We start from the raw sequence: 15,505 nt of genomic DNA on the forward strand, positions 1-15,505 counted from the left end.
CGGCCGGAGGCGTCCCGGAGTGCTACCAGGGGGAGGGTGGGGGGACGGGAGCGCCTCGGGGGCGGAGAACAGCGGCAAGCGCTTTCATGAGCACGTCAGTATTGCAACGTTTCATTCAGGGGGTCAAGGGTGGTGCACCGGCCCCCGCACCGCGGACACAGGCGTGTCCGGACCCACCGCTCCCCCTCCCCAGCGGGCGCGGAGGAGGCCCGCACTGCGCCCCGGTCCCCGCCCGCCGCCGAACCCCCTCCCTCTAGGATCACCGGCATGGGGACGCCGAACGCGGGGGCGGGCACCGGCTGGGTGCCGGGCACGGACGTGGAGCGGGTGCTGGCCGATGCGGTCGCCCGCGGGGACTGGGACACCTACACGATGGTGCTGCTCGGCACCGACACGATGGCGTACGCCGTGCTGGACGGCGCCGAACGCGACGACGCGCCGGGGGGCTGGGTCCTGCACCGCATGCCGGACGGCCGGGCGTACCTCCCCGTCCACACCCGCGGCGCGCTCCTCCCCCGCCGCCCGGACGTCGTGCCCTGCGCGGTCGACCTGCCCCTGCCCGCCGACACCGAACCCGGCGAGCCCCTGCACGGCCTGATCGTCAATCCCGGCACACCGGCCGAGGCGGTCTTCCACGACCTGGCGGCCGTGGAGTCCCTGTGGAGCGGGCTGCGGCCCACCCTGCCGCACGCCGGGCACGGCGACGACGCCCTGGTCACCCTGGCCACCGGCCCCCTGACCGGCGACCTCGCCCACGGCCTGGCCTGCGGCGCGCACCTGGCCGTGCACAACCAGGTGCCCTGGAACGACCTCACGGACGGCTTCCGGGACTTCCCCGGCGACGTCGGAAGCCTGCGGGACTCCTGGGGCGTCACCACGCGGGAGCAGTGGCTGGAGCAGCTGACGCACCTGCTGGAGGCCCGCAACAGCCCCCCGGAGCCCGAGGCGGTGCTGACCGAACGCCGGCAGGTGTGGGAGCACTTCCCGGAGTACGCCGGGGACCCGGAGGTGTTCGGGGCCGTCCTGGAGGAGCTCCTGCGCAAGGACGGCCTGGAGCGGGACGAGATCCTGCCGCTCCTGCACCTGTCGGACCGCATCTTCCGCTACGAGGCCCGCATGCGGGCCGACGGGCTGCTGGCCGGGGACGACTTCGTCCTCTCCGCCCGCGCCTACGACTACGGGCGGGCCGTCAGCTTCGCCCGCTGGGGCCTCGGCGCCCGCCTGGCGGAGCGGGAGGAGGTCGAGGAGTCCATCGTCCTGGCCGGCCGGCTCTGCCGCGAGGTGTACGTCGACTGATCCGACTTCTCCGCCGCCTACGTCCTCGGCCGCGCCCTGCGCTTCGACGACGGCGACTTCGGCCACATGTACGCCTCCGCCGTCGGTCCGCACCGCCTGCTGACCACCGAGCCGTCCAGCCCCTGGCGCACGATCCCCTTCCTCCCCCCGGAGGACTGACACCCGGGGTGCCCCGGTGCGCCGGACCGGGGCGGGAGGCGCGGCCGGACCGCACCTCCCGCCCCGGGCGCGGCGCTCAGCCCGTCACAGGGTGCGCTCCAGGCGTTCCGCGAGGAGCCTGGTGAAGCGGGACGGGTCGTCGAGGCGGCCGCCCTCGGCGAGGAGCGCCATCCCGTGGACGATCTCCGCCATGCCCGCCAGCTCCGGGGCGGAGGCGTCGGCGGCGTGGGCCTTGCGCATCCCCTCGACCAGGGGGTGGCCGGGGTTGAGTTCGAGGATGCGCTTGCTCTCGGGCATCTCCTGGCCCATGGCGCGGAGCATGCTGCGCAGGCCGGGCGTCACGTCGTCGGAGTCAGAGACCACGCACGCCGGCGAGGTGGTGAGGCGGGAGGACAGCCGCACCTCCTTCACCTCGTCGCCGAGCTGCTCGCCCAGCCATGCCAGCAGCTCGCCGTACTCCTGCTGCTTCTGCTCCCGCTCCGCCTTGGCCTCCTCCTTCTCCTCGTCGGTGCCGAGGTCGGCCTCCCCCTTGGCGATGGAGCGCAGCTTCTTCCCCTGGAACTCGGGCACCGCGTCGACCCACAGCTCGTCGACGGGGTCGGTCAGGACGAGCACCTCCAGGCCCTTGTCCCGGTAGGCCTCCATGTGCGGCGAGTTCTCGACGGCGGCGCGGGACGGGCCGGTCATGTAGTAGATGTGCTCCTGCCCCTCCTTCATGCGCTCGACGTACTCCTGGAGGGTCGCCGTCTCCTCCGCGTCGCGGGTGGTGGCGAACGAGCAGGCCGCGAGGATCGCGTCGCGGTTCTCGGCGTCGTTGAGCAGCCCCTCCTTGAGGACCGGGCCGAACTCCCGCCAGAACGCCGTGTACTTCTCGGGCTGCTTGGCCCTCATCTCCTTGACGGTGGACAGCACCTTCTTCGCCAGCCGCCGGCGCATCATCTGGATGTGCCGGTCCTGCTGGAGGATCTCGCGGGAGATGTTGAGCGACAGGTCCTGGGCGTCGACGACGCCCTTGACGAAGCGCAGGTAGGTCGGGACCAGCTCCTCGCAGTCCTCCATGATCAGCACGCGCTTCACGTAGAGCTGCACACCGCGCCTGCCCGACGAGAACATCTCGCGCGGCGGCTGCGCGGGGAGGAAGAGCAGCGCCTGGTACTCGAAGGTGCCCTCCGCGTGGATGCGGATGGTCTCCAGCGGGTCGGTCCAGTCGTGGCTGAGGTGCCTGTAGAGCTCGTGGTACTCCTCGTCGGAGACCTCGTTCCTGGGCCGCGCCCACAGGGCCTGCCGGGAGTTGATCGTCTCCGGCTCGGGCTCCTCGCCGTCCTTGCCGTCCTCGTCCTTCTTCTCACCGGTCGCCGTGACCAGCCGGATCGGCCAGGTGATGAAGTCCGAGTAGCGCTTGACGATCTCCTTGATCTTCCAGGGGGAGGTGTAGTCGAAGAGCCGGTTGTCGTTGTCCACCGGCTTGAGCCGCAGGGTGACCGACGTGCCCTGGGGCGCGTCGTCGACCGTCTCGACGGTGTACGTGCCCTCGCCGGTGGAGGTCCACCGGGTGCCCGCGGCCTCACCGGCGCGGCGGGTCAGCAGCGTGACCTCGTCGGCCACCATGAAGGCGGAGTAGAAACCGACGCCGAACTGCCCGATGAGCCCTTCCGCGGCGCCGGCGTCCCGGGCGCTCTGGGCCTCCTTGAGCTTCTGGAGGAACTCCGCGGTGCCGGACTTGGCGATCGTCCCGATGAGCCCCACGACCTCCTCGCGCGACATCCCGATGCCGTTGTCGCGGATGGTCAGGGTGCGGGCGTCCTTGTCCGCCTCGATCTCGATGTGCAGGTCGGAGACATCGACGTCCAGTGCGTCGTCGCGCAGTGCCTCGATGCGGAGCTTGTCGAGCGCGTCGGAGGCGTTGGAGACGAGCTCCCGGAGGAACACGTCCTTGTTCGAGTAGATCGAGTGGACCATCATCTGGAGGAGCTGCCGCGCCTCCACCTGGAACTCGAACGTCTCGGCCGTCATGTCCTGGATTCCCCCACCAGTGTCGTCCGGTGCCGGAAGGCCGGGTCGCCGTCGGGCGGCGCGGGCCTCCGGACGTGCTTGTCACCGTGATGTTACGTCGTGCGGGGGCAGGGCTCGCCGGGGCCGGATGTCCAGGGCGGAGGCGGCCCCCGCTCGGCACCGCTCCGCGCGGCGGACGACCATCGCCCGGCCGTCCGGCGCCGGCCGACCACGTCCGCACCGCTGCCGTGGGAGCCGCCCACGCACCGGACCTCCGCGCAGCCGTCCCCGCGGCACAGCTCGGCCACCGGTTCCTCGACTCGGGGCCGGACATCGCGTCCACCTCGGTCGGCATCCGGCGTCCGGCCGGCGCCGCGCCCGCAGCCGACCGGCTCGCCGAGCACGCCCCGTCTCCCGCGCTTCCCTCCTGCCGCCCGCCCGACTCCGACGAGCACTGCGGCACGTCGCCCTCAGCCCCAACCGCATCGGAGCCGTCGCCCAAGCCGCACTCGTCCTCTCAGTGCCCGGCCGCCGATGCCCGGTACGCCCGGAAGCGCGAGATGCGGGCTCGTTCGGCGGTGAACGAGATGTGCTCGCCGGTCCCGGACATTCGCACATCGACGGAGCCTCGCGGGTTCTTCGAGAATGCGACGCGGCAGTCCGGCTCCCCCGCCCATCCGTCGATCCTGAGGTCTTGTACGCGTGTGAACTCGAGTGAGACCTCGAACGCGTTGAACTGCTGCTCGACCCACTCCTGAGGGGCGTCCTCGGAGGAGACCCGGAAGTCGAACCCCATCGCCACGGCGACATTCCCGCCACGGTCATCGACATGCAGGCGCGAAAGGTTCCTTCCGCTCAGAACGGGGGGAGATGCGAAGGTGTTTCCGACTTCTTCCGCTCCTTCGAAGGCAGTACGCCAGTCCCCGTCATCCATAGAACGTCCTCTCATCGATCCACGGAAGTCGGTTGGTGAACTTCCTGCGGTCCAACGGGCCGGCGAAGAACTGCTTCTCCTGCTCTCCGGTCGAGTCATAGGCGCTCACGTGCCTGACCGTGAGCGCGTCGCTACTCGTGAAACCGCACCGTACGGTCGTCCCCTCCGCAAGGACGCGCAGTCGCCGCGGCTCCAGGGAGGTCACCGCAAGTTCCACCTCGCCTGCACCGGACCACCGCTCCAGACGGAAGTCCGCCACATCGAGGAAGACGACGTGACACTGGATGCGGTCGCAGCCGACCTCGGCCCACTCCGGGCGCGGGAAGGCGGGGAACTCCGCCAGGTCAAGGCGCATGACGACAGCGGGCCCTCGCCGGTTGAGGTTCACTGAACGAACGACCACGGGCCCTGAGGGGATGCCGCCGGGATAGAACTCGTTCAACTTGTCGACATTCCTGACGCATTCGCCCCAGTTTCGGTTCATGGCAACAGTGTTCCTCACCAACCGGGAATCCGGCCGTTCCGCAGGGCGTCGAACGGCCCCACGCGTACAGGGGGCGGCTGATGGCCGGGCTCCCCCGGCTTCTGGTGGTCGAACCGGTGGTCCTGGTGGACGATCAGGTCGCCGGAAGGCGTCCCGCAGCTTTCTTCACGACAGAAGACCGGCTGGTGCCTCTCGTCCGGCAACTGCCTGCCGTCCTGCCGCTCGGGGCCGGTGGCGGGCCCTCGGAGGGGGCTTCCCGAGTGACCGGCCGCTCGGGCGTCCTCCGGTCGGCCGCCACGGGCCGTACGCGCCCGGCACGGGTTCCGCACGCCGGGCCGCCGCCACGGCCCGGCGGGGCCGCGCAGGCGGACCGTCCCCTCGCGCGGACGGACAGCCGGGGTCGTCGGCGCGGTGCAGGACGTCGCCGGGGCGCTCCGCGACGCCGGCAGGCGGCGGAGAGGACCGCCTGCGCCGGGAGTTCGGGCTGTACGCGCCCCACGGGCCCGGACAACGCAGAATGCGGGCCGAGACCGATCCCGACCCGCACCCCGTTGGTGAGTGGTTGTGTCCGAGGGGGGACTTGAACCCCCACGCCCGATAAAGGGCACTAGCACCTCAAGCTAGCGCGTCTGCCATTCCGCCACCCGGACCGGTGTGCGACTCGCGGCCTTCCGGCCGCGGCGACGGGGAACACCATACCAAGGTTTCGGGGTGGCTCTCACCCGCATAAGCCGTGGTCCGGCAGGGTGCGGGGATGGACGGGGAGGGGCCGGGGCGAGGAGGGCGGAGCCGCCCGGTGCCTTGGGCGGGCCGCGCCCGGGTATCCAGGAGGGGTACCAGCACAATGGGACGGTCGCCGCCCCGCGGGCGCGCGGCACGACCACCGAACGAGCACCAGCCGGCACCGAGCGAGGCGGGAACCGATCCATGGGCCGAGTCACCGAGCGCCGCCGTGTCGTCCGCGTCCGCGACGGCGCGGTGAGCGAGCGCCCCGACACCCTGGTGGCCGAGGAGCCGCTGGAGATCCGCCTCAACGGCAGGCCACTGGCGGTCACCATGCGCACGCCCGGCGACGACTTCGCCCTGGCGGCCGGCTTCCTGGTCAGCGAGGGCGTGCTGGGCCGGCCGGAGGAGCTGGCGAACATCGTCTACTGCGCCGGCGCCACCGAGCAGGCCGACGGCACCGTCCGCAACAGCTACAACGTCGTCGACGTGCGCCTGGCCCCCGGCGTGCCCGTCCCCGACATCACCCTGGAGCGCAACGTCTACACCACCTCCTCGTGCGGGCTGTGCGGCAAGGCGAGCCTGGACGCGGTGCGCACCACCGCCCGCTGGCCCGTCGGGGACGGCGGCGGGCCCGGCGGCCGGGGGCCGCTGAGGATCGACCCCGCCGTCCTGGCCGCGCTCCCCGACCGGCTCCGGGCCGCCCAGAAGGTGTTCGACCGCACCGGGGGCCTGCACGCGGCCGCGCTGTTCTCCCCGGAGGGCGAACTGCTGGACCTGCGCGAGGACGTGGGGCGCCACAACGCCGTCGACAAGCTCGTCGGGCGCGCCCTGACCGAGGGCCGGCTGCCGCTGTCGCGGTCGGTGCTGCTGGTCTCGGGCCGGGCCTCGTTCGAGCTGGCGCAGAAGGCCGTGATGGCGGGCGTGCCCGTGCTGGCCGCCGTCTCCGCGCCGTCCTCCCTCGCCGTGGACCTGGCCGCCGAGACCGGGCTGACCCTGGTGGGCTTCCTGCGCGGCACCTCGATGAACGTCTACTCCGGCGAGCACCGGCTGGCCCTGGCCGGCGCGCGCGGCTGACGCCCCTCCGCAGGCGCCCCCGGGCAGGCCCGGCCGGAAGCGGTGCCGCCGGAACCGGCCGTCGCCGGGACGTTCCGTGCGGATTTCCGGGCCGAACGGTGACGGCCCCGTGCGCCCGTTCCGAAGCGCCCCCGTTTGCCCCGGCGCGCGCCGCCGTCTCTCCTTCCCCGGCGCCTCGCGGATCGGATACGGTCGCCCCGCTGTGACCCCCCGCACAGTGCACCGAGGAGCGGCAATTGCGCGAGTCCACCGTCCCGGCCCTGGTCACGACCCCTCCGGCAGGAGGACTGGCCGACGTCGTGTTCGAGCGCGCCGAGAAGGCCCCGGACCACGTCGTCCTGGCGCGCAGGGATCCCTCCGGCGTCTGGCGGGACGTGACCGCGGCCGAGTTCCGCGACCAGGTGCTGGCCCTGGCCAAGGGGCTCCTGGCCCAGGGCGTGCGGTTCGGCGACCGGGTCGCCGTCATGTCCCGCACCCGCTACGAGTGGACCCTGTTCGACTTCGCCCTGTGGTCCGTGGGCGCCCAGCCGGTGCCGGTCTACCCCACCTCCTCGGCCGAGCAGGTCCACTGGATACTGCACGACGCGGAGGTGACCGCCGCCGTCGTGGAGCACGAGGACCACGCCATGACCGTCGGCTCGGTCATCGACCGGCTGCCGCGCCTGAGGCGGCTGTGGCAGCTCGACGCCGGCGCCGAGGACCGGCTCGCGGCCGCCGGGGCGGACATCGACACCGAGGTCGTCCACCGGCACCGGCTCGCGCTGACCCCGGACACCCCCGCGACCGTGATCTACACCTCCGGCACCACCGGCCGTCCCAAGGGCTGCGTGCTCACCCACGGCAACTTCATGGCCGAGTGCGACAACGTCGTCCGCCGCTACGAGACCGTGTTCCCCTCCCGGTCCGGCGAGCAGGCCTCCACCCTCCTCTTCCTCCCCCTCGCCCACGTCTTCGGACGGATGATCGAGGTCGGGGCGATCCGCTCCGGGGTCCGGCTCGGCCACCAGCCCGACCTGTCCGCCGCCGCGCTCCTGCCCGACCTGGAGGCGTTCCGCCCCACCTTCGTCCTGGCCGTGCCCTACATCTTCGAGCGGATCTTCCACGCCGCCCGGCGCCGGGCCGAGGCCGAGGGCCGGCTCGAACCGTTCGACCGGGCGGTGGAGGTCGCCGTCCGCTACGCCGAGGCCGTGGAGCAGAAGGCCTTCGGCACCGGTCCGGGGCCCGGCGCGGCCCTGCGGGTGCAGCACCGGTTCTTCGACCGGCTCGTCTTCTCCCGGCTCCGCGCCGCCCTGGGCGGACGCTGCCGGTACGCCATGTCGGGCGGTTCGGCGATGCAGCGGCGGCTGGGGCTCTTCTACGACGGCGCCGGCATCCGGATCATCGAGGGGTACGGCCTGACGGAGTCCACCGCCGCGGCCACCGCCAACCCGCCCGAGCGGACCCGCTTCGGCACCGTCGGGGTGCCCATTCCCGGCACCGCGGTGCGCATCGCCGAGGACGGCGAGGTGTGGCTGCGCGGCGGCCAGGTCTTCACCGGCTACCTGGGCGACCACCGGGCCACCCGGGAGGTCCTGCACAACGGCTGGCTGGCCACCGGCGACCTCGGCTCCCTGGACGGGGACGGCTACCTGACGATCACCGGGCGCAAGAAGGACATCCTGGTGACCTCCAGCGGCAAGAGCGTCTCCCCGACCCCGCTGGAGGACCGGGTGCGGGCGCACCCGCTGGTGGCGCAGTGCATCGTCGTCGGCAACGACCGCCCCTACGTCGCCGCGCTCGTCACCCTCGACCCCGACGCCGTGCACCACTGGCTGACCATGCGGAACAAGCCCGAGATGGGCCCGGCCGAGCTCGTCCGCGACCCCGACCTGGAGTCCGAGATCAGACGGTCGGTGGTGGCCGCGAACACCCTGGTCTCCCAGGCCGAGTCCATCCGCACCTTCCGGATACTGGGCTCGCAGTTCACCGAGGAGGACGGGTTGCTCACACCCTCCCTGAAGCTGAAGCGGAAGGCGATCGAGAAGATGTACGCCATGGAGATCGAGGCTCTCTACCAGACCTGACCTGGACCGGGACGGCGAGAGCGCACCCGTTCGCGGCCGGAGCGGTCCACAGGCGGAATTCCTCCGGAGCGGGAATGACAACGTTGCGATGATCGTTGTGTCCCCGGGTACACGTCTGGCCAACCGACTTCACTTAAGGACCGATCCCGTGAGCAACGTTCCCAGCATCATCCTCAACAACGGCGTCCGGATGCCGCAGCTCGGCTTCGGCGTGTGGCAGGTGCCGGACGAGGAGGCCACCGCCGCCGTCGGGCACGCGCTCGCCTCGGGCTACCGCAGCATCGACACCGCCGCGATCTACGAGAACGAGAAGGGCACCGGCAAGGCCATCGCCGAGTCCGGGGTGCCGCGCGAGGAACTCTTCGTCACCACCAAGGTCTGGAACAACCACCACGGCCGTGACGCCACCCTGCGCGCCTTCGACGCCTCCCTGGAGCGGCTGGGCCTGGACTACGTCGACCTCTACCTCATCCACTGGCCCGCGCCCAAGCAGGACCGCTACGTCGAGACCTGGAAGGCGTTCGAGGAGCTGTACGCCGCCGGCCGCGTCAAGGCCATCGGCGTCTCCAACTTCAAGCCCACCCACCTGCGGCGGCTGATGGAGGAGACCGAGATCGTCCCGGCGGTCAACCAGATCGAGCTGCACCCCAACTTCCCGCAGGCCGAGTCGCGCGCCTTCCACTCCGAGCACGGCATCGCCACCGAGGCGTGGTCGCCGCTGGGCCAGGGCAAGGGGCTGCTGGAGGACCCGGTCGTCGGCACCGTCGCCCGCAAGCACGGCCGCACCCCCGCCCAGGTCGTGCTGCGCTGGCACCTCCAGCTCGGCAACGTGGTGATCCCCAAGTCCGTCACCCCGGCCCGGATCGAGGAGAACATCGACGTCTTCTCCTTCACCCTGGACGACGACGACATGACGGGCCTGGCCACCCTGGACAACGGCACCCGCCTGGGCCCGGACCCGGACGAGATGGGCTGACCCCTCCCCCCTCCCCCGCCCCCGGACCCGACCGGGCCCGGGGGCTGCGGGGTCAGGGGCGGGCGTCGTGCGCCGGGGCGACCGCCTCGATCCGGCGCGCCAGCTCCACGTCCAGCCCGGTGACCTTCCCACCCGCGCTGTGGGTGTTCACCGACACCGCCAGGGTGTTGTAGCCCAGCAGCAGGTCGGCGTGGTGGTCCAGCTCGTCCTGGATCCGCGCCACGTGGACGACCATCGCCGCCGCCTGCAGGTGCCGGGCGAAGGAGTACGTCCTCCTCAGCCGGTCGCCGTCCAGCTCCCAGCCGGACAGCTCCGCCAGCGCGGCGTCGATCTCCTCGCGGGACAGCGGTCGAGGTGCCATGGCAGAAACCCACTTCCGGTAGACGACCCTCCCAGCCTAGGGTCGCCGCATGGGATCATCGGTCGCCGACGCGGACACCAGGGCCGGCGGAGTGGGCCCCCTCCTGCGGCACTGGCGCGAACGCGCCGGCCTCAGCCAGCTCGAACTGGCGCTGCGGGCCGACTCCTCGGCCCGCCACATCAGCTTCGTCGAAACCGGCCGCACCCGCCCCAGCCGCGAGATGGTGCTGAGGCTGGCCGAGCACCTCGACGTCCCCGTGCGCGAGCGCAACGCGCTGCTGGTGGCCGCCGGGTACGCGCCCCACTACCCCGAGACCCCCCTCGACGCCCCCTCGCTGGCCCCCCTGCGCGGCGGGCTGGAGCGGATGCTGGCCGCCTACGAGCCCTACCCGGCCCTGGTGGTCGACGGCCGCTACCGGGTGGTGGCCGCCAACCGGGGGCTCGCCGCGCTGCTGGAGGGCGTGGCCGGACACCTGCTGCAGGCTCCCCCGAACGCCATGCGCATCACCCTCCACCCCGACGGGCTGGCCCCCCGCATCCGCAACTTCCTGGAGTGGCGCGAGCACCTGCTGGAGCAGATGCAGCGGCAGCTCGCGCTGCTGCGCTCGCAGCCCCTGCGCGAGCTGTACGAGGAGGTCGCCGGCTACCCGCTGCCCGCGGGCGGCACCGAACGGCGCGGCACCGAGGGGCCCTTCGCCCTGCCGCTGGTGATCGAGCACCAAGGGCGGGTCCTGTCGTTCTTCTCCACCATGGCCACCTTCAACACCCCCATGGACGTGACCGTCTCGGAGCTGGCCATCGAGACGTTCGTCCCGGCCGATCCGGAGACGGCCGCCCTGCTGCCGGAGGTGGTCGGCCGGGACAGCCGGTAGCCGCCCCGGCCGGCCGCGGCCCGTCAGCCCGCGCGGCGCACCGCGCGCAGCGCCAGGTACTGGGCCGCCGCCAGTGCCGCCACCACCGCGGCCTGGAGCGGGATCCACACCCGGCCGGCGGTGGTGGGCTCCAGCACTCCGGCGGCCAGGGCGGCGGCCCCCGCCAGCGCCCACAGCAGGTTCCCCTCCACCACCGCGCCCACCCCGGCGGGCGGCGGACTCGGCCGGGAGGCCAGCAGGCCGACCGCGGCGCCGTACACCAGCAGGAACAGGCCGGCCCCCGTCAGCAGCCCGGCGTCCACCCCGAGCAGCCGTCCCAGGGTGCCGGGCAGGGCGAGGTAGGCCAGGGCGTTGGCGGCGGTGACGGCCGCGTCCAGGGCCAGCAGGCGGCGCAGCAGCCGCAGCGCCCCGGGGGCGGTTCCGGGGGCGGCGGGCGCGGTGGACAGGCCGAGCGGGGTCGCGGACATGGTGGATCACCCTCCGTCGGTCGGGTGCGCGGCGGGCGTGCCGGGCCGCGCGGGCACTGGTCGGAGCCGGACCCCGGACGGAGTGCGCCGCCCGGGACCCGGTGGTCCCACCCTGCCCGGACGCCTTCCCTCCCGTCGATGACCGGCCAGGTCATGGCCCGGGGCCTGCCGCGTGGTGCTTGGCACCGTATTTTTCCGCCGCCCCAGTGGGATGGACGCGGGCGGCGGGGCTCCGTGGGCCGCGGCAGAGCCGTGCCGGGGCGCGGCGCTCAGCGCAGGCGGGCCCGGACGGGCAGCCCGCCGGGCGGCGCCGAGACGGCCCGCGCCTCCTCCAGCCAGCGCCGCAGCACCCGGTGGACCTGCTCGGCGCCGACCAGCTCGCCGTCCGCGTCGGGCGGGGACAGCAGCCGGGGGTGGAGGAGGAAGGCGCGGGACTGCTCCCCGCCGAGGCCGCCGTGGGAGCCGATCTGCTCCTCGAAGGCGTGGACGGCGCCGGTGGCGGGGTCCAGGGCGGAGTTGACCATGATGTCGGCGGCGTGGGGGAAGCCGGCGGTGCGCCGCACGGCGTCCGCGGCGAGCGGCCCGTAGGGCTCCAGCGGGTCCTTCCCCACGACCCGGCCCGTCTCCAGCCGCCTCTCGCCGCCGTCGGGGCCGAGCACCACCGGCCCGTGGAACTCGTCCAGGACGAGCAGGAAGCCGATGCCGGGGTGGTTGGCGAGGGTGGGCAGCAGGGCGGGGTGGCGGCGGTCGATCTCCTGGCGCGAGGCGCGGCCGGGGATGTCGGGGAAGGAGACCAGGCCGAGGTTGCCCGAGCCCAGCACCACCGGCTCGCTCGTCCGGGCGGGCCGGTGGGGTTCGGCGCCGTGCCCGTCTTCGGGCCGGTGGAGGGCGGCGCGGGCGGCGGCGCGGGCCTCGGCGCCGCTGGCGGAGCGCCGGGCGCGGCGGGAGACGGGCAGGCCGCACCCCGCGTGGACGAGGTCCTCCAGGGTCAGCCCGTAGCGCGCGGCGAAGGTCTCGCCGGGGCTCTGCCCGTGGTCGGAGAGGAGCACCAGGCGGTAGGGCCGGGGGGCCCGTGCGGCGACCTTGGCGATCAGCGCGACGGAGCGGTCCAGCCGCCGCAGCACCTGGCGGGTGTCGCGGCCGCGCGGCCCGGAGTGGTGGGCCACCTCGTCGTAGGCGACGAGGTCGGCGTAGACGGCGGTGCGGCCGTTGAGGATGTCGCCGAGGACGGCGGCGACCACCACGTCCCGCTGGACGACGGTGGCGAAGGCGCGGATGAAGGGGTAGAGGCCGCCGCGCGAGACCCGCGGCCGCTCCCCGCGCAGCCGGGCGCGGGTGGACTGGACGACCTCGCGGACGACCTCGGCGGTGAAGGAGACGGCGGTGCGGGTGGCGTTGGCCGGGTCGGAGAAGTAGGCGAAGTACCCGGCGCGGGACCGGTTGTGCCGGCCGCGCCGGGCGGAGACGGAGAGCACCAGGGCCACCTGGGCGGCGCCGCCGCTGAAGAGGTTGCCGCGGCTGGCGCCGTCGTCGGCGAGGAGCCCGGGGTGCCCGGCCCGCTCCGCGGCGCGGCGCTGGAGCGTGGCGGCGCTGCTGGGCCGGTTGCTGACGACCACCTCGCCGGTCTCCTTCTCGTACCAGCGGAAGGCGGGCACGTCCTCGTTGGAGCCGTGCAGGATGCCGAGCTGGCTGGCACCGGTCTGGCTGGACCAGTCGGTGTGCCAGACGGTGAGGCGGTGGGTGTCGCGGCACATGGCGGCGAGGGTGGGCATCAGCGGCTCGCCGTCCTCGCCGGGGGCGATCGCGTCGCACAGCACGTCGTGGCCGAGGCCGTCGAGCTGGAGGAAGACGGTGCCGGGGGCGCCGGTCACTCCGGGGCCGCCCGCGCGGAGCCGGCGGCGGTCGGCGAGCCGGGCCAGCCGGCGCCGGTAGGCGTCGTCGTCGCGGACGGCGAGGAAGGTGCTGGCGGCCGAGGAGGCGGCGGACATCACGGCGGCGACCACCACGGCCGTGCGGGGGTCGGCCTCCCCCCGGCCGTCGGGCACGAGGGCGAGGGCGAGCCACAGCAGCGAGCCGTTGAGGAAGAACACCAGCAGGCCCAGCACCAGGGCGGGCACCAGCAGCAGGGCTCTGACCAGCAGGGGCCACACCAGCGCGCTGAGCAGGCCGAAGGCGCCGGCGCCGAGGGCGGCGGTGATCCCGATGCGGGTGGCGGTGTCGCCGTGCTCGGACTGGAGCCGGAAGTCGGGCAGCGCGCCGGCCAGGACGAGCAGGGTGAGGGTGCTCACCGCCCACACGACCAGGATGCGCAGCACCGCCGCTCCCGCCCTGCGCCAGGGTGCCAGCCGCACGCCGTTCCGCCTCCCTCCGGTCCCTTCCGCCGCTCCCGCCCTCTTGTGTCCCCCGGACCCCGGCCGGACTCCTCCCCGGGGCCGCTCACCGCCGCTCCGCGGCTGTCGTTCCGCGGCCGGAGAACACCCGGGTCCGGCGGCACGTTCCACCTTTCCACACTCCGTCCGCCCGCTGGGGGCGTGCGCAGGCGGGCGGACGGGCGCCGGGGCGTGGGCAGGCGGCCGGGGCGGAACCGCGAAACCCTGCGGGAAGGCGGCGGGGAGCGGGCAGGATGAAGGGATCCGGAGGACCCGGTGGCGTCCGGCGGGAGGAGGACCTGGTGCCGGTGGAGATCACGTGGTGGGGCCATGCGACGGCGACGGTGCGCGACCGCGGCGTCACCGTGCTCACCGACCCGCTGTTCGCCCGGCGGCTGGTGCACCTGCGCAGGAGGCGCGGCGCCCTGCCGCCGGAGTCGCTGGCGCGGGTGGACGCGGTGGTGGTCTCCCACCTGCACGCCGACCACCTGCACCCGCCCTCCCTGGCCCGGCTCGCGCCCGGCACCCGCGTGGTGGTGCCGCGCGGCGCGCTCGCCTCGGTGCGGGGGCTGCGGCGGCTGTCGGACCGGCTGCGGATCGAGGAGGTCGGCGTGGGCGACCGGGTGCGGATCGGTGAGGTGACCGTCCGGGCGGTGCCCGCACTGCACGACGGCCGCCGGCTGCCGTACGGGCCGCGGCTGGCGCCCGCGCTGGGCTACGTGGTGGAGGGCGAGGCCAGGACCTACTTCGCGGGCGACACCGGCCTGTTCGACTCCATGGCCGAGGAGGTCGGCCGGATCGACGCGGCACTGCTGCCGGTCGGCGGGTGGGGGCCCCGGCTGGGCGAGGGCCACATGAACGCGCGCCGGGCGGCGGAGGCGCTGGCCCGGCTGCGGGCGGCCCTGGCGGTCCCGGTGCACTACGGCACGTACTGGCCGATCGGCCTGGACGCGGTGCGGCCCCACGAGTTCCACTCCCCCGGCGACGAGTTCGTGCGGCTGGCGGCGCGGGCGGCGCCGGGCGCGACGGTGCGCCGGCTGGGCCACGGCGAGAGCGTGCGGCTGGAGGCGGCCGGGTGATCGAGGCGCTGCTCGCCGCGGTGCGGGAGATACCGGCGCAGGCGGCGCCGGCCGGTGCGGTGGGCTATCCGTCGCTGTTCCTGCTGGTCGTGCTCGGCTCCCTGGTCCCGGTGGTCCCGACGGGGGCGGTGGTGAGCGGGGCGGCCGCGGTGGCCTTCCACAGCAGCCCGCCGGCGCTGCCCCTGGTGCTGGTGTTCGGGGTGGCGGCGCTGGCGGCGTTCCTCGGCGACCTGGCGCTGTACTGGCTGGGGCAGCGCGGCGGCCGGTCGCGGAGCGGCTCGCGCTGGCTGGAGCGGATGCGGGAGCGGGCGGCGCCGGACCGGCTGGAGGCCGCCCGCCGGAAGCTGGACGAGCACGGGGTGGCGGTGCTGGTGCTCTCCCGGCTGCTGCCGGCCGGGCGCCTCCCGGTGATGGTGGCCTGCCTGCTGGCGCGGCTGCCGGTGCGCTCCTTCGTCCGCGGCGACCTGCCGGCCTGCCTGGCGTGGACGGCGACCTACCAGCTGATCGGTGTGCTGGGCGGGTCGCTGTTCCCCGAGCCGTGGCAGGGGGTGGCCGCCGCGGTGGGGCTGACGCTGCTGGTCGGCGGGGTGCCCCCGGTGTGGCGCCGGCTGCGTTCCGCGCGGTCCGCCGGGTAGGGGCCGCACGTCCGGAAGC

At 74.0% G+C, this 15,505-nt stretch carries 12 protein-coding genes, 1 tRNA gene and 1 pseudogene; 7 read left to right on the forward strand and 7 right to left on the reverse strand.

The genetic code is table 11. The annotated features are described in order from the left end of the window. Positions 1 to 462: 462 nt before the first annotated feature. Positions 463 to 1,455 (forward strand): annotated as a pseudogene (locus tag ACFSJS_RS14090) (DUF1266 domain-containing protein). An 84-nt stretch (positions 1,456 to 1,539) separates the two neighbouring features. On the opposite strand, the gene htpG reads toward ACFSJS_RS14090, so the two are convergent. The 4 genes from htpG to ACFSJS_RS14110 all read right to left on the reverse strand — a co-directional run bounded on the left by htpG (position 1,540) and on the right by ACFSJS_RS14110 (position 5,515). Continuing rightward, on the reverse strand, positions 1,540 to 3,468 hold the full coding sequence (gene htpG / locus ACFSJS_RS14095) for a molecular chaperone HtpG (RefSeq protein WP_380900073.1): 1,929 nt from the start codon (positions 3,466 to 3,468) through the stop codon (positions 1,540 to 1,542). Between the two features lie 496 nt (positions 3,469 to 3,964). Continuing rightward, positions 3,965 to 4,381: an Imm50 family immunity protein gene (locus tag ACFSJS_RS14100; protein ID WP_380900075.1), complete on the reverse strand. Its 417-nt coding sequence runs from the start codon at positions 4,379 to 4,381 to the stop codon at positions 3,965 to 3,967. Next, positions 4,374 to 4,865, reverse strand: a complete 492-nt coding sequence (locus ACFSJS_RS14105) for an Imm50 family immunity protein (RefSeq protein ID WP_380900077.1) — start codon at positions 4,863 to 4,865, stop codon at positions 4,374 to 4,376. The genes ACFSJS_RS14100 and ACFSJS_RS14105 overlap by 8 nt, the downstream gene beginning before the upstream one ends. A 565-nt stretch (positions 4,866 to 5,430) precedes the next feature. Further along, positions 5,431 to 5,515, reverse strand: a tRNA-Leu gene (locus ACFSJS_RS14110). Between the two features lie 277 nt (positions 5,516 to 5,792). On the opposite strand from ACFSJS_RS14110, the gene fdhD reads away from it, so the two are divergent. The 3 genes from fdhD to ACFSJS_RS14125 all read left to right on the forward strand — a co-directional run bounded on the left by fdhD (position 5,793) and on the right by ACFSJS_RS14125 (position 9,704). Next, entirely contained in the window at positions 5,793 to 6,665 is an 873-nt protein-coding gene (gene fdhD, locus ACFSJS_RS14115; RefSeq protein WP_380900079.1) for a formate dehydrogenase accessory sulfurtransferase FdhD, read from the forward strand. Positions 6,666 to 6,901: 236 nt separating this feature from the next. Continuing rightward, a complete protein-coding gene (locus ACFSJS_RS14120) occupies positions 6,902 to 8,728 on the forward strand; it encodes an AMP-dependent synthetase/ligase (protein WP_380900081.1) in 1,827 nt (608 codons plus the stop codon). A 148-nt stretch (positions 8,729 to 8,876) separates the two neighbouring features. Further along, complete coding sequence (locus ACFSJS_RS14125) at positions 8,877 to 9,704, forward strand: aldo/keto reductase (protein WP_380900083.1); 828 nt, start codon at positions 8,877 to 8,879, stop codon at positions 9,702 to 9,704. A gap of 52 nt (positions 9,705 to 9,756) precedes the next feature. Here the strand turns inward: ACFSJS_RS14125 and ACFSJS_RS14130 are convergent, their stop codons facing one another. Further along, on the reverse strand, positions 9,757 to 10,065 hold the full coding sequence (locus ACFSJS_RS14130) for a 4a-hydroxytetrahydrobiopterin dehydratase (protein ID WP_380900085.1): 309 nt from the start codon (positions 10,063 to 10,065) through the stop codon (positions 9,757 to 9,759). A gap of 49 nt (positions 10,066 to 10,114) precedes the next feature. Here ACFSJS_RS14130 and ACFSJS_RS14135 point away from each other — a divergent pair, with 49 nt between their 5' ends. Continuing rightward, a complete protein-coding gene (locus ACFSJS_RS14135; protein WP_380900087.1) occupies positions 10,115 to 10,936 on the forward strand; it encodes a helix-turn-helix domain-containing protein in 822 nt (273 codons plus the stop codon). 23 nt (positions 10,937 to 10,959) lie between these two features. Here the strand turns inward: ACFSJS_RS14135 and ACFSJS_RS14140 are convergent, their stop codons facing one another. Both ACFSJS_RS14140 and ACFSJS_RS14145 read right to left on the reverse strand, forming a co-directional pair. Then, the gene (locus ACFSJS_RS14140) at positions 10,960 to 11,403 is read right to left on the reverse strand and encodes a hypothetical protein (protein WP_380900089.1); all 444 of its coding nucleotides are present in this window, start codon (positions 11,401 to 11,403) and stop codon (positions 10,960 to 10,962) included. Between the two features lie 269 nt (positions 11,404 to 11,672). Further along, positions 11,673 to 13,754 carry a phage holin family protein gene (locus ACFSJS_RS14145; protein ID WP_380900091.1) on the reverse strand — a complete coding sequence of 694 codons (2,082 nt, stop codon included), beginning with the start codon at positions 13,752 to 13,754 and terminating at the stop codon, positions 11,673 to 11,675. A gap of 320 nt (positions 13,755 to 14,074) precedes the next feature. On the opposite strand from ACFSJS_RS14145, the gene ACFSJS_RS14150 reads away from it, so the two are divergent. Continuing rightward, entirely contained in the window at positions 14,075 to 14,851 is a 777-nt protein-coding gene (locus tag ACFSJS_RS14150; RefSeq protein WP_380900289.1) for an MBL fold metallo-hydrolase, read from the forward strand. Continuing rightward, positions 14,848 to 15,486, forward strand: a complete 639-nt coding sequence (locus ACFSJS_RS14155) for a DedA family protein (protein ID WP_380900093.1) — start codon at positions 14,848 to 14,850, stop codon at positions 15,484 to 15,486. The genes ACFSJS_RS14150 and ACFSJS_RS14155 overlap by 4 nt, the downstream gene beginning before the upstream one ends. Positions 15,487 to 15,505 lie beyond the last annotated feature (19 nt).

It is taken from the genome of Streptomyces desertarenae (assembly GCF_042681365.1).
GTDB classification, from domain to species: domain Bacteria; phylum Actinomycetota; class Actinomycetes; order Streptomycetales; family Streptomycetaceae; genus Streptomyces; species Streptomyces desertarenae.